The organism is Aquimarina ulvae (genome assembly GCF_053613295.3).
This window is the reverse complement of sequence record NZ_JBSIBP030000001.1, coordinates 604,688-620,662: the sequence shown is the minus strand read 5'-3', so window position 1 is coordinate 620,662 and position 15,975 is coordinate 604,688. Positions and strand designations below refer to the sequence as shown.

Here is a 15,975-nt window from a genome sequence, read left to right as displayed (position 1 = left end):
AATAACCGATGAAAAAAACACTATGAGAAAAATAGTAACTATAGCGTTCGTATTAATAACCAGTTATGGATATTCATGTAGTTTTGCCCCTAGTAGAATTAAAGAAAAATTCAATCGTTCTAATTTAATCTTTATTGGAAAAGTGGTTGAAATTAGTGATATTGAAGTAACAGATTCAATTGCAATTCCGTTCGAAGATAAATTTAGGGTAAGAAGATTTCCTTGGAAAGTGTATAAATTTAAGGTTAAAGAATTGATTAAAGGAGATTATGATACTGATTTTATTGAAATAAAGGTATCTGTCGGAAACTCCTGCTCTAAACATTTTTCATTAAATGAAACAAGCTTAGTGTTTTCGAGTCCGTCCAATTATGGATACCGTATAGCGGATAAAACCGAATTCCAAACATCTAGTGTTTGCAGTGGAACAGATCAATTTAAAAATATAAAACGTAATGATTTTAAAAAACTAAAAAGATTATCAAAGTCATTCTTTAGAAGAAATAAAGTTAAATAAAACGATGAGTGGAAACTGGAAAACAAGAATAAAGATAGGAAGCATTTGGGGAACAAGTACCGCGGTTTTGTCCTCTCTATTTGAATTTTTTGAACATAAGAGTTTTAGTAATATATTTTTGACATATAGTTTTTTACTTAAGCTTTTAGTTTTTATCATTTTTGGAGTTATACTTTTCGCGTATGGCTTTGCTAAAGACGAAAAAAAATAGTAAACTAAAAGTTTACTAAAACGATTCAAAATAAAACTGAATGATTTTAAAAATTATCACACTGCTATTTTTACTCACATACACCCAGTCATTTTCTCAGAAACAAACAATGAATCCAAAAAATGGAGAAATTTCCTTTTCCTGGCTAAAAAAAGATTCCGTTCTTAATGTTTTACACGTAGCAGGTGAACGAATTGAACCTATAAGAGAACAAAAATTTATACACGAATTTCAAGATAGTATTATAAGGCTTTTTTCTATTTTTCGTCGTGAAAATGGAAAAATTGATACTGGAGCATCAAATTTTATAAGTAGAGAATTAGGGCTAACTTACATAGCTTCTAAAGACAACACTCCTAAATTCGATAGAACTTATCCCTATCCATATAAGGGATATATTAAAGAAACATTTAAGGTAATAGAACATCGTTTAGATATCAAAAATATTAAGGGCTATGAATGTTTTCGTATTGTTGTTGAAGGCTTAAAAGAGTTAGATCAAAATCACGAAATACTAACAACCTATGAAATGTATGTTACTGAAAAAATAAAATGCAAATACCATCCCGTTTTGGAAGCTAAAAGTTTTCTTGAGCAATATTACCCTTTAGAAATTAGAACTTCAGCAACTTTAAATAATAAGATCAAAAACCCTAGTGATTACGAAAAACAATTGGATCAAATTTTTAAGACGCAAATAGGAAATACAAAATTATACACTCTTGATAGTATTTCTATTAAATAGATATATTATAAAAGTTCAGTAAACTGACAGGTAGTGTAAACCATGTCCCCTAACGAACATTTGAAAAAAACTATGAAGAGAATTTTAATCGTCTTATTAACATCTATTTTACTTGTAAATTGTAAAAAACAGGAAAAAGTTGACATACAATATTTATCAAAAGAATTCAATAAAAGTGTTCAAAATATTAACAAAATCCAATATAATGTTCAGAATATAATGACATTTTCAGACGGAAATATTTGGAACAACAAAGGTTTTGCTGTTATTGAGAAAGAACCTAATGATACAATCTTTGGATTTTCATTTTATGGAATAAGGGATGATATTAATAAATCTGCTATTTACAAAGATGGAATTGGATTTCAAATTTCAAATGAGAAAAATAATTTTAGACAAGAAAAAGGAGGGCTACATTTTTTGGGAAGTCCTGGTGGACAAATGATTTATAAGGATTTATTCAGATTAGAAGATAATTACAAAAGCGTTGAGATTTTAGAAACAGAAAATAGTTTTAATATAAACTATGAATTTGAAGATGATTTAAAAAACGAAATAACCCATAAAACAAAAAAGTTAGAATTAAGTAAGGAGACATTTTTACCAATCAAAGTAACGACTTCGTTACAACCAAGTTTTGGAGGTAAACAAACAAATATATATGTTTTTGATAATTTAAAAATCAACGAAAATATTGACAAAAATATAACTGAATATATTCAAGACTTAAATCAATTAGAGTTAATTAAAGAAGAGGAATCAAAACCGAACAAACTTTTAAATAAACAATTACCATCAATATCCTTAAAGAACTTGTTTAACGAAAACGAAACGGTAAAAATACAAACAGACAAAGTTACATTAATTGACTTTTGGGAAGTTTGGTGTGGACCTTGTGTTGCTTCATTTCCAAAAGTTGATAATTTAAAAAATAAGTTTTCTTCTAATTTAAATATTATTGGAATAGTTACGGAAGATAAGGGAAATGCAATAAAATTAGTTAAGAAAAAAGGAACTACTTTTTTAAATTTAATTGGAAATAAAGAGTTAAAAAAAACATTTAGCGTGAATAGTTGGCCAAGGTATTTTTTAATTGACAAGAATGGAATAATTCTAAAAGAATATCACGGATTTTCAACTCAAATTGAAAAAGATATTGAAGAATTAATTCGGGAATAAAAACGTTGCCTATGCATAAAATATAGTGCAGAGTTAATATAAACTTTAAAAGTTCAATAAAACGATGATCAAAAAATAAATACGTAAAAAGATATAAAAATGAAAAATTCAATTTTCTTCCTGTTTATTCTGTTCTCAGTTTCTGTATTTGCCCAAAATTCAGAATATCAAGTTTCCTCATATCAGACAGAAGGTATAAAAGCACCAAATACCCATTATATAGGAGAAGCTTGGTTGACGGCTATTATTCACGATGACAAAGAATTAGGTTATAATATCACAAAAGCAACCTTTAAAGCCAATTCGACATTAGACTGGCATAAACATAGTTCCGTACAGGTCTTAATAATTGTAGATGGAGAAGCATATTATCAAGAGAGAGGAAATGAGCCTGTAATTCTAAAAGAAGGTGATGTAATTAAATGTGAGAAAAATATCGAACATTGGCATTCCTCAACCAGGATTAGTGATGTAACCTATTTAGCTTTATATGGAGGTGGACAACCAACAACTTGGACTGAAGTTCTAACACAAGAATATTACAATGACGTAGCCGAAAAGCTAAAAAGTAATTGAAATTATTAAATCCAGACACTTGAACCAAAAAGCAAGCGTATAATACCAGATATGAAGTAATGTCGTACTACACATATCCAAACCTTTAAAAGTTTAATAAAACGATGAAAAAAACACTATGAGAAAAATAGTAACTATAGCGCCAGCTCTGCGAAGTTTGCAACTTCGTAGCGGTATGAGTAAGAGATAAAGAAAGCAATAACTGATTCAGAATAAACACAATAATAGTTCAGTAAAACGATGAATAAATTAAGAATTATAGGAATAGTATTATCAATTCTAGGAATTTCATTCTTTGGTTTAGGAGTATTATTTAAAATACTTCATTGGTCTGGATTATATGTCTTGCTTATCTCTGGACCGATTTTGTTTATCTTAGGATTTGCCCTTATTTTTTTAAAATCAAAAGTTCAAATAAACGATAATTAAAGACATTAACAAGTATGCCTTTCCCAATAGATGAAAAATATATAAGTAATACAGAATCTGAATTATGTGTAGAGTTTCCGAAGGAATTCAAAGAAAGAATGATTGAAACAAATGGAGGTGAGCTTGTATTAAATAATTATCAATTTGATTTGCATTCATTTTTTGATAAAACTGATAATCATAGTGCTACCGATAGGATAAATGATATAGAGGATGAATTCTTTGAAAACAATAGTGAAATTGAAATCGGTGCCATAGAGTGTCTAGGTTCAAATTTTGAATTCATTTCAAAAACTTATGGTTTTGATGCTACTATTGAAGAACTAATAGCAACAAGGAACTGGTAATGAATTTTTAATCAATTAAGGTCTAGACAACCGATGAATATTAACTCCTGAAAAACCAAAAGCTCTGAGAGTTTAAACACTCAGAGCTTTTAAAATTAAAACTAGCTTTTCGAAAAACTGTAACGGTTATTTAGGATGGAACATTCTGATCCATCCTGAAATATGCATACAAAAAATACTATTTTAAAATTTACAAAACATTAGTTGTATTTAATAATTCGATTTCTAGTGTATCAATAGTAGCTGGGTTTAAACTAGCTAACACATGTGCAAAACGATCCGTGAAGGCAAAGTTGTATGCGTTAGAAAGTTCTGATAATGTAGCTGCCCATCGATTGTAGTTCGTATCATTATTTGGTTGTAATCCACTAAAAAAATAAGAGGAAGAAATAGTAAACCAATCTTGGCTTGGCATTGCACCAGCCATAGTACCATTAATGTTTGTGGAACTACCTAACGCACCAATACTAAAACCTGAAAAAAGATCACCGCCAATCCATCCATATACGTCGTTTCCTGGGGCTTGAGCAGCAGTTGATCCATTAAGATGATATGGAGTATTACCTCCATAAATCCCTTCAGGATTCATCAGATCATCACTCTTGTAAAGTATTGTTGTTGTACCCGTAACACTACTAACCGAACCCGTAAGCAATATATCCAGATTATCATCAATCGTAGCAGTAAGATCATAGGTTTGTTTGCTTTGAGGGCCAGTTGAAGGAACATTAGGTCCAACACCAGCAAATTTTCCTTGTATTGTTGCGATTACTCCTTTCCCTAAAGAAGGAATAGTAGCTCCCTTCTTCGTGGATGGTCCAAATTCTGTATGTAAAAAAGTTAGGTAATTATGAAATAGATCATACGGTGTAACAGGAATAGCTCCTGGTAACGGATATGCTGGTGGATATGATGATGGCCCAATAATTCTAGCAAAACTTGTAAGAGGAGTAGGTCCTTTAGGATATTTTTTAAAATCGCCAGGAACTAATGCAGGTAGCGGTTTGCCATCAATACCCCCAGGTCCCGCAAGGCCTGAAACGGTAGGTGTCGTTAATTGCTTTAGTTTATCATAAATCGATACTGCCGTTACTCCTTGTAGAAAACCAGATACTGTTTGAACTGGAGTTATGGAAGAACTCGAATCCAGATATGTGTTCAATGTCATTGGTATACTCCAATAGTCTATGCTGGTCAAGTCTGCAACGTCATTTGGATTTCCTGTAAAGGTCATTTCCATTTTATCATAACGTAAGAAGAAATTGGGATCTGTAACAGCTTGTCCGGGTTCGTAATTTTTGTATTGTGGTGACCAAGGAGTATTATAACACACATAAATACGCCCACTAAAAGAAGTTATAGTTACTCCTTTTGATAATTCAGTAAGCGTATACCAATTTCCGGTAGATGGATAGGTTCCAGAGTCATTATCGATAGGGCTCAGACTCTCTCCCGTTGCTGTATTAAATACAGAAAAAGGAGTTCCAGCTTGTCCTGTAGGAGGAGTTCCTGCAAAGAAACCAATATGAATTGGTGTTGTAGAAGCTAAACCACTATTGTTTTTAAATGTAACAGCCAGTGCCGATGCCACCTTTTTCCAGGTAGTTTGATTACTCCAGCTGATACTTGATTTATCTGTTGATAGCGTTCCTGTGATATTTCCAGTATCATCTGAAAAATTTACGACTATTATTTGATCCGAGGCAGTTTGAATAACACCTGTAAAAGGTCCGCGGCCATTGTTATAACAAATAGATACTGTAAGTGCAGAAGTAGTCTCTGTTACTTTTGTTATAGAGATAGTTGTATTTTTTTGATCTGTCCAAATTCCGATAAATGAATTCATTCTTTTTTTTAGGTTATTTTTTCTATCTAATTAGGTATTCACATTGCTAAACTGAGTGGTAACTGAAAGATTAATGTATTAGCATCTAATGATGAGAAAACATCTATTTCGAAAGTAAATGTTCCATTTGGTGTACTAATAATATTTGCTTTTAACCAATCATTCATACTTGATGCTAAAGAATTTGCAAATGAAGTTCCATTATCCGTAGTTGCTAAATCAAAAGGTGTAGTGAGCAGCACTGGAACTGTAACCGGAAACTCCGTATTAGGAATTAAATATGTATAATCTACTGATAATTTCATATGTAATGAAGCTGCATCTACTCCAGTTGTAAACGAATCAAATAATGCCAACATGTTATCTGCTAAAGATCTATTCGCAGAAACTGGATATTCTTTAGTAGCTATAGCAGCTATATCTATCGTCGTTTTATCACTTAGTAAAGTGATTAGTTTTGTATAAAATCTCACTAATGGTGTTTGATACAAGAAATGCTTGTTGGTTGGTTGCCAACTATCTGAATTATTTGGTAATAAATCCATATTGCGAATAATTTGAGCTCCTCCCCAGGCATTCTGGGTGTTTAGGATATCTAAGTCATTAAGAACAACTTCTCTCAACGGTTGTATATTTCTATCTCCATATGAAAGGTATATTTTTACTCCATCATTATTCGTCTTATAATAGTCATATGTATTGTTACCAATATTAGTCGCTGTATATCCAGGAATATTGATCATTGGAATTTGATCCATTGGATTTTGACTATTTGGAATTACCCGAACATTTAGATTGCCTGAATTTTTTGCTCCTGTTTCAATAACTGTAAAATTCAATAATATCGATTCTTGTACCGCAGCAAAAGCTTCAGACTTTAACATAGCCTGAGGTTTTCTTGGGTTTACTTGATTCCAACTTTTCCAAGCCTCTGCCACCTGACTTACTATAGTTTTAAATGCTTCTACTGCATATAAAGCATTCGTGTATATAGTAGATTTTTCAGTGACATCTTTTTGCGTTAAGTTTGCTAAATATGATTTAAAATCATCATTAATCTGCGGGTAGACTTCTATAAATTGTGCCAGGGCTATATCTAGAGTTACAGATGTAGCTTTAGCCATTTTTGCACTCATCATATCATCTCCTGGAATGTTTAATTCTATCTGAGTCTCTATAGTATCTTGAGCTGCTATTGCATTTTTATAAGTATATATAAAATCCCAGGTTCGTGCATCTTGTAATGTTTTAACTTCTTCGACTGTAGGATAATTTATACCTTGAGCCGTAACAGATGGTGGTGTAGGATATGCACGTAACGGAATTGGTATTATAATTTGTCCTACATCACTAAGATCAGCATCCAGAGGAATTATAAATGTTAACCAGGTAGAAGCAGTATATCCGTCAATGCCATCAATTGCATGTATTTGTTGTTCTAAGTGACTCACTTTATACTGCATATTACCAAACTGGAAATTTCGAAATTCGGAAGTGTCTTTAGACTCAAACATATAGGTTAGCCAAGAATCTCCATTACCCATCGGTAGCTTTGAGGTGGATAATGAATATTCTGTAGAAGGCTGTATCGTGCTCCCTTCGTCAGGAACTGTAGGTTCATCACCTACCATATTTCCATATAACTTGGGTGTTGTAGAAGTTCCATCCACAGGATCTGCATTCGACTCATCCCAGGAGGAATTAATAGTAACCGGTGTCTGAATCGCAGCAGAATACTTATATGTTGCTGATAGCTCTTTTAGGATTTCCTGTTTCCATTTTTCCTGTGCATTACCAATATTGGCAGCTGATTTATCGGCAACATCAATAATGTAATCTATAGTTCCTTCGATCGCTTCCGCAAGATCTTCTTTACTATCCAGAATATCTTCCAGTATTTTTCCATTGTCTAATAAAAAAGCAGGAACTGCAAGTCCGGGAGCTAAGAAAGAATCAAATGCTTCTAGGAATTGTTTACCCCAATCATCTAAATCTATTCCAGAGAAATTTTGAGTCACTGCTGTACCAGACGGATATGGTTTACCAGTCTGGTATTGATTAATTTTTGTATTTAATGATACCAAACTTGTCGCCAGTGGTATTGGAGAAAAGAAATATGCTTTAGAATTATCATAGGTATATTTAATTCCTTTTACTCCCTTACTATCAAATCGTACCATCCAGATAGGACCGCTTGGATCAGAAGCATCAGTGTTCTCTTCTACATCTGAAGCTGTTGCTATTTTAATAAGAATTCCTTCTGCTGGCTGGTTTGTAAATGCAGTTTCAAAAAGCCCTGCAAAATAAGACAAGCCCAATGCGCTATTTGGTTCTGTTCCACAGGCGAATGATTGGGCTTGTGGTTTCACCCCGGTTGTAGCATTTGCTACTCCTAAAGCTTCTTCAAAATTAGGATCAATATTTTTTGTACGATTCATATTGATATGTACCAAGAGAGGAATACTATCATTATAATCTGCAATACTATCGGAAGCTATAGCACCTGAAATAGTATATGGAATCGGAATTGCAGAAGCATCGGGACTAGAATCTCCGCCTACAATTGCTTTTAAATAGTTAATAACTGGTTGTATAAATGCACTGGATAACGCAGCTATATCAATATCTTTTCTGAATCCTTCTGGGGTTTCTTTTGTTCCTTGAATTGTTGATGTAAAATTCATTACCATATCACCAGAACCTAGCTGATAGAATAAGTTCATGTAGGTTACCAAATCTACCGTGGCATTATTCAACGCACCAGAAGTTCCATCATTATATCGGGATACATCAAAACAAAAACTAATAAATAATTCTGGTATACCTGTTTTTTCTTCAAATAGATAAAAACTAGAAACAGAAGGCCATTGAGAAACGGAAAGTATCGTATCAGTGTATAATGATTTCATAGAAACCGAAAGCGGATTTACTTCGGTTGTTGGAGTATTACCAAACATATCTTGCCAATTTAATGACATGGCAACATCCGTTCCTATACCTGCATATGGATTTGGATAATCAGGATCATCATTTGCTCCCTGAACAAATTTATAGTATGGAATTGCAGAATTATAATTCCAGGGACCTGATGGATCAGACGCTGGAGCGTTGCCTGCTTTAGCATTCTGAATATCTTCCTGACTCATTGGATCTGTCGGTCCGGCTGGCATATAATTTTGATATACCGTAATCGTAGGCAAACTAACACCCAATAAATTAAATTGATTCTGTAGGTATACCTGATCTTCTGGCGTTGTTGGTGGATTTTGGGTTGGATCAAAATCTCCTGGATTATTTCTGGAAAGTTCATATCCTACATTTCCTGGCATTAATGTTGGCACCAGCACTGTAACATCGGGTGATTGTGCATACACTGCGGTTTTAGAAAAATCTAAATCATCTCCCGTGATTACTCCATTTACAAATGGTTGTGGAATAAAGTTTGCATATGTGATCACCATTTGTATACTTGCAACACCGGATTCACTAAATAAATAATCTGGTAATCCTTTAGCATCTTCTGGTGTAATATAATAGAAATAAAAACCTCCTGATCGAACAATACTGCACTCCCATAATAGGGTAGCAAAATCTCCCGGGTCGTTTAATGTATTGTATTGCGGTGTTTCTGATACCATTTTTGCAAAAGCCACCGTTCCTCCTGGATTAGTTTCTGTAGACAAATTAGCTTGTATAATTGCAGCATTTAATGCTCCATTTTCTGAAGATACAAAACCTGATTTTCCAGTAGCCGGATCGGGTTTCATTAAAAACTGAATCTGTTCAATAAATGAGTCACTGCCGCCCTGGTTCTTATTCATATAGGTCAGTATATCTTCCAATATATTGATACTGGCATCATCAGCTCCAACCAAATTATATATATTACCAGCTAATGGAGTATCTAAAAGATCCTGCGCCGTAACTCTTTGAACATTCACATTTAATGACGTTGCCCATTTTAAGTTATCAATTGTTCCCTGCTTGGTTGTGTCTCCATCAGGTGTTAAGGTTTTTAAACTAAAATCCAGTACCTTACTATTTTGTTGTAGTTCTGCTCTAAAATTGGATGGTGTCTTCCATAAGGTTGGTTTTGTTACGATTCCGTTAAAGAAATCACCAGGGTAATTCCATTCTGTATTCCCTCCTAAAGAGAAATTTTGAGGTGTATCTTTGAAATTGGTTATCGCCTTAGGATATCCTGATATTATAGAAGGATCTAATACATTAGTTCTAAGATTAATAGTTCTTTGTATTGCATCCGAATCTATAATAACTTCCAGTTTACCATCAATAGGTTTTATAAAGTTTATCCAAGCAGCACCACTGTTTAATAAATTAACCTGATATGTATCTGTGGTCTTTATTTTATCAGATACGGTCCATTGTTGTCCTGTTAACACATACAACGGTTCGGTCACACCAGAATCAACAGTAGGTGGTTCTGGTAATCGTAATCCATGCAACATAAATCTGGAAGCCATCCCATTCAATTGTCCGACATTCTCAGTAGTTATCACTTCTGTTATCATATCAGAAACTTTCATGGAAGTTTCTCCCTGAGCATTTAGATAATCTAATGCATTCTGTAGCAACTGTTTCACTACCAATGCTATAAAATCTGTAAAAATGAACGTTGGCATAGACAAGTCTGGCTGTTCCTCATAATCCGGATCAGAAACATTCTCACAATCCGAAGGTGCATAATGGCTTGCTGTAGCCGCACTTTCGTAAGCAACACTTAGAGATTTCAATAGTTTGGTTACGTCCTCAAGATACCGTTGTGTACCTGTCATTGACTGTGTTGCAAAATCAATTAAATCTCCATCAACTCCATTAAGTACGGTCTGCATTTGTAGTTCTGGAAAAATTGGAAATACAGCCGCCGACATATCTGTATCCTTACTGGCATCCACTGCTGAAATCTGAACGGTAAAAAATGCTTTTAAAAATGTTTCTATATCATTACCCGAAGTGTTTTTATAGTTAAAAGGCGCAGCATTATTGGGGCGCGTTTCTATATAGCATAACATTTGATGTAGTTCATCAGTAGTAATAGTTTGTTCCTTTAACCAACTTAATTTTGTACTACTTTGACTACTTCCTACAATTGCATTTGCCGCCCAATATAAAGCTCCTGTCGCCAATGCATTCATTCCAAACTGCGTAAAACTTCCTGGATTTGTTGTGCCTGTATCAATATATAACATCCCTACATATTGTGGCCCTGGTGTGATGTTCGTTAATGTTTCTCCTGACACCGTTAAATGTGGTACAAAATATAAGTCTAGACCAAAGGTTTCTTCAGTATCAATTTCTATTGGCTGCCATTTTAGAATAGTTGGAGCTGTTGAGGCCAGGAATAATGCTTTTTTAGCAAAAAGCTGATCTGTGTGATCCACTTTATACCATAGTGAGTTTTGAGTCGTATCAGAGCCTATAACAAATGAAGCGGTAATCGTAGTACTGAAACTTAGATGAATGGTTATCTTAAATAATCCAAGATTTATTTTCACACTTAGACTTACGCTCACGCCTGCTTCAAAAGTAACAGGGATCGCTCTGTATGCTTCTATGATAAATGTTACCTGGATATATGCGGTAATATCAAATGAGGCCGAGATAATTGCAAAATTCACCTCTCCATAGATTTTTCCGACTAAAGCTAGTGTTCCTGCAAACCTATAGTAAGTATCTGTCTCATTTGATAATCCATTTGGCAAATTAGGATTTGGCGTAAACGACGCGTACGTTCCCTGAAAAATTCCTATCGCAGTTAAGGAAAGTCCTGCTTTCAGGATTCCTTTATTGATTGTTTTTCCTAAACCTACAGAAATCGCCACTCCAGCTTCTATAACAGGATTAAATACTCCTTTCTGAACTGCTGGTAAATCAGTAGCTGTCGCTCCGGTTAACGATGCAAAATAGAATCCACCTGATCCTATGAATGGAAACATCTGTAAGGTAAATGACCTGGAAAAATTGGTAATACTTTCCGGCCAGCCTATATCCAGATAAAAATTACCATTGGTATAAATTTTCACCCCAATATTAGGCAATGTAATGGATACTGCACCAAATTCTAGCTGCCTGAATACATCTGGTAGTTGTAATTCTATTTGATAAACTCCTATAGTATCATTGATTTTTTTATATAGAATTTCAAACTGTAAATTCTTTAAAAACTCGGCTTTTTCTGAAACCCCAATGACCAATCCATATAGATTAGGATCATTAAACACGAATGCCATTCTATAAAACTGCGCTACGGTAAAATCAGCCCCAATCAACCAATCTGAGTTTTGATTGAATACCAATGGTCCGGTGGTTCCAGCTTTGATAGGAATCGTATTTGGAGAACTGTTAGGATCATCAAAGGCGCTTTCCATAGCGGTTATTGCTTCATCTACAGAATTAAAAGAAGCACTATTTGCCAATTCCAGGTGCTGTCCCATCCCTAAGAACTTAAGATCGAAGAACTGGCTTCCTAATCCGGGTACGCTTGGCATATCTTGTACCTTACTTCCTTTACCAGCTAAAGCTCCTGTTGTTTCATCTCCTGCAGTAATTGTTAATCCTAAGAAGGTTCCCTCGAAACCAAGATGTACCCCTTGATTATCCTTAGTTAGTTTGATTTTAGAAATGTTTAAGAATCCTAAATCCACAGCATTATCATATGAAATAACTATAGTATTTTTAGTACTATCACTTAGGTTTCTGGTATAGGTAAATGATAAGCCATCCAGACTAATGCTATTTAACAAACTCCACGGTGCAGATAATTCAAACGAAGGAATAATAGCCTCCATAAATTTAGTAATGATATCACCAAGCGACATCTCCTTAAAAGTAACTGCAAAAATATCCTGATTATCTTTTTTGGTATAGCTTGCTTTTATACCTTCCCATTGTAAGTAGATTTCATCTTCTTTATCTCCAAACTGATATCCAATATCAAAAGTTAATCCTAGTAAAGTAGTGGCGGATGTTATTTTCCCTGCGGCTTTACCATTAGTAAAGGTCACATCTGTAATTGCTGTAAGATCTAAGTTAAAACTACTGAAGTTTAACTGCCAGTTTACCGTACCTCCTACTTGATACGAAGTAGGTTTATTTGTTGATTTATCTGGTACTGTCGCCAAGAAGGACACATTACTGATATCCAACACTACTCCATCGTTACTAACCCAAGTTGGAATACTTCCAATTCCGAAAGGTTTTAAAAAGGTAAATGCGATATCTACCAATGAAATTTTCTGATCTTTTCCTGTATTTCCACCAAAAGTCCATGTTTTATCTGCGTATCCGGCAAATAAGGTAATATCTACTCCTGGATTATTGGTAGATTCATCTGCTCCAATATTGAACAAACCAGCAAATTTACCTGATGCTGTTCCTTGTTGGCTTGCTATTTCTAATGACATTCCTGTCATTGTAAAATCTAACTTGGGATCAGATATTGATAAAAATGTCCAATCTGATTTCACGCTACAATTCAAAGAATAGTTTTTTGACGTGGGATCCACCAAAAGATTGAATATTGTTATTTCCGAACTCAAATCAATAGTTACATCACTCCAAAACATGGTAAGTAAGTCACCCAATTGAATGGTTCCATCTAGCAATTGGACACTTACCTTAAAGTTAGGCACATTAGCTATGACTGCTACATTATTTGATCCTTCCGGGCCTATTGTAAAGTTGCCGGTGATTGTAAAGCTAACATTCGAAGCTATAGAAGAGTTAAAACCAGAGACTAAACTTTTAATTTCGATATTCGTTACAGCCAGATCTGGAAGTAATTGCCATGTATAATCGCTAGGTGTTCCTATAGAAACGGACATATAATCCATACTACTTGTCACAGAATTATAGCTTACATCAATAGTTTTAAGGCTTAATGAGGTAAGCGTACTAAAAGGCTGTGGTAAACTAGTTGCCAAATTAACTCCTCCTATTAACTGATAAAAGTTAGATATATTTGGCAATGGTTCACTAAAGGATCCCTGAAATAACCATATATCATTCACAATAGGGTATCCCATTTGTAATTTTATAGGAACACCTGTTTCTACTGTTCCGCCAACCCAACCAACTAATGGTAATTTTGCTTCAGGAACAGTTACATTATAAAATGGTTTTCCAATAGAAAACCAATCCACTCCTGGTAATGCTAAAGTTTCATCAATAATGAGAATATTCATTGTAGAATATAATATTCCATTTTTGATAAAAAAGGTTACTGTACATCCGCTATTTGAAATACCAAACGATCCTGTTGTCCCGTTTATTAAAATTGCATCTGCATCTGGCATTGTAATTACTACACCATCTATTCGTAGCTTTTCATCGGGCACAAACCTCTTGTATGCACTCGCAGTTTCGGGAATTTTTACCGCTTCGGCTGCAGAAACAAATATCAATTGATCCTGGTCGTTTACTTGTTTTTGTAAATCGGTATATAGTTGTGTCAGTTGTGTCGAATTCATAATGTTGGTACTAATTTATTCGTCTAATCCATTTACATAAAACAAGAAAAACAATAGAGATTGAAATAATTTATCTTCTTGCTGATTTTGCCAAAAAGTTTGTAATGCGGTAAAATATTGTTGAGTATCACCATCATCTGTATACCCATCCTTGATGAAATTGGCAATTTTATACATTCCTGTTTGAGTCAATCCTTCTGATGGTGGATTTAAAACCAAATCATCTGCCGGAAGTTTACCATTGGTAGTTATGGCGGAATCATTTAATCCTCTAGCAGCCATTTCACTTCTAACCGATTGGGGACCATGTTCTACAGCATTTATGGGTAATGTGGGATATACATTCTGTGCATTTTTTAATAGATTTAAGTACGGTTTATTTAAATTCAATACCAGATTAGCCGTTCCTTTCCCTTCAAATAAGCAGGATGCAGAACTCTTACTATAGATATAATCAAATGCTGGTAATGGAAGGCCATCCATTTTAATAAGTAGTACTTTATTCACTCCTCCTGGACTTTTCAAAGCATCGATTTTTGCCTGAAGCCACTCTGCATTACCTCCAGCATAATCAATAACTTCAACATTAGCAGCTGTAATATCTCCGGCTACGGCACCTATATCGGTTACAAATTGGTTTAATCGATCTATTCCTTGATTTCTATCTGCTGAAGCAATTCCTTTTAAATAAGTATCTAAGCGCACATAACTTGCTGGAGTTTCAAAAGCTATATTCAGAATAATTGTTCCCTGCTGCAAGTGTCCAATTTCAGAAAACTCCTGTGCATATCTTAATCCTGTAATAAGATATAGTAGAACATTTTCAGGTTTTATATTGAGATTAGCTTCTACACCTCCACCAAAATCACGATTTTCTCCAATTCCGTAAACAGGCATTAAATTCACTGTAGCATCCTCACCAGTAGTTGCTGCAATAATTTTTTTGTAAGCAGCCAACTTAGTCGCATCGTCCCCGAAATCTGTATCAAGGGGAGCTTGAGGAGGATTTACAAAATATCCTCTTTTCTTAAATGATGCTGCTCCAAGAGCAACTTGATCTTCTAATATTATATATGCCCCATTTACTTGTCCTAGTCGCTGGATCGCATTCTGTTTACTCCATTGAAATGGTTGTAATTTTAGAAAGAAATTTACGTTTACTCCTTTACTAGAAGGAGAAGGGTTATTCGCTAGATTAGTAGCATTTGTATCAAAACCTCCGGTAAACCCAAAATTAACTACTGGATACTCTTCAATATTTGTTATAAACGACGCTAATGTTATAAGTTTTACTGAAGTGTTATCGTTTAAAATCACTGTTTGTACGTCTTCTCCTGCTGCATTGAATCCTGGAATCAGTTTGGCCAGTTTTCTTTTATTATCTCCACTACTATTGTCATATACCAATTGAAAATTATGATTAAACCCTAAAGTAATAAGCCTATTCATAATTAGAATAGTAGTTGCCTGATGTCCCAATCCACTTGTATCTACTACATAAAGTCTAATAATATTATTTTCTTCATTCTGTAGAAAGTTGCTTACGAGTATTTTCTGTGCATCAAATTCTGATTCGAAAACATTTCCAACATTCGTCATTAAAGTTCGTACTACACTTAGTAAAGACATAATTCAA

General features: G+C 34.1%; 8 protein-coding genes. 5 read left to right on the top strand and 3 right to left on the bottom strand.

Going from position 1 to position 15,975, the window contains the following annotated elements:
- Positions 1–22 precede the first annotated feature (22 nt).
- The 5 genes from ACWGOQ_RS02700 (at position 23) to ACWGOQ_RS02680 (ending at position 4,004) form a co-directional block, all read left to right on the top strand.
- The gene (locus tag ACWGOQ_RS02700; RefSeq protein WP_452057010.1) at positions 23–517 is read left to right on the top strand and encodes a hypothetical protein; all 495 of its coding nucleotides are present in this window, start codon (positions 23–25) and stop codon (positions 515–517) included.
- 251 nt (positions 518–768) lie between these two features.
- Positions 769–1,473 carry a hypothetical protein gene (locus ACWGOQ_RS02695; RefSeq protein ID WP_452057009.1) on the top strand — a complete coding sequence of 235 codons (705 nt, stop codon included), beginning with the start codon at positions 769–771 and terminating at the stop codon, positions 1,471–1,473.
- Between the two features lie 72 nt (positions 1,474–1,545).
- The gene (locus ACWGOQ_RS02690; protein ID WP_452057008.1) at positions 1,546–2,652 is read left to right on the top strand and encodes a TlpA family protein disulfide reductase; all 1,107 of its coding nucleotides are present in this window, start codon (positions 1,546–1,548) and stop codon (positions 2,650–2,652) included.
- 99 nt (positions 2,653–2,751) lie between these two features.
- On the top strand, positions 2,752–3,228 hold the full coding sequence (locus ACWGOQ_RS02685; protein ID WP_452057007.1) for a cupin domain-containing protein: 477 nt from the start codon (positions 2,752–2,754) through the stop codon (positions 3,226–3,228).
- 443 nt (positions 3,229–3,671) lie between these two features.
- The gene (locus tag ACWGOQ_RS02680; RefSeq protein WP_452057006.1) at positions 3,672–4,004 is read left to right on the top strand and encodes a DUF5713 family protein; all 333 of its coding nucleotides are present in this window, start codon (positions 3,672–3,674) and stop codon (positions 4,002–4,004) included.
- A gap of 190 nt (positions 4,005–4,194) precedes the next feature.
- Here the strand turns inward: ACWGOQ_RS02680 and ACWGOQ_RS02675 are convergent, their stop codons facing one another.
- The 3 genes from ACWGOQ_RS02675 to ACWGOQ_RS02665 are packed head-to-tail and all read right to left on the bottom strand — an operon-like array spanning position 4,195 to position 15,968.
- Positions 4,195–5,850, bottom strand: coding sequence for a glycoside hydrolase 64/thaumatin family protein (locus tag ACWGOQ_RS02675; protein ID WP_452057005.1), 1,656 nt, complete (start codon positions 5,848–5,850; stop codon positions 4,195–4,197).
- 38 nt (positions 5,851–5,888) lie between these two features.
- Positions 5,889–14,339, bottom strand: coding sequence for a TorF family putative porin (locus ACWGOQ_RS02670; protein ID WP_452057004.1), 8,451 nt, complete (start codon positions 14,337–14,339; stop codon positions 5,889–5,891).
- A gap of 15 nt (positions 14,340–14,354) precedes the next feature.
- Positions 14,355–15,968 (bottom strand): hypothetical protein, encoded by a 1,614-nt coding sequence (locus ACWGOQ_RS02665; RefSeq protein ID WP_452057003.1) that lies wholly within the window; start codon positions 15,966–15,968, stop codon positions 14,355–14,357.
- Positions 15,969–15,975: the final 7 nt, after the last annotated feature.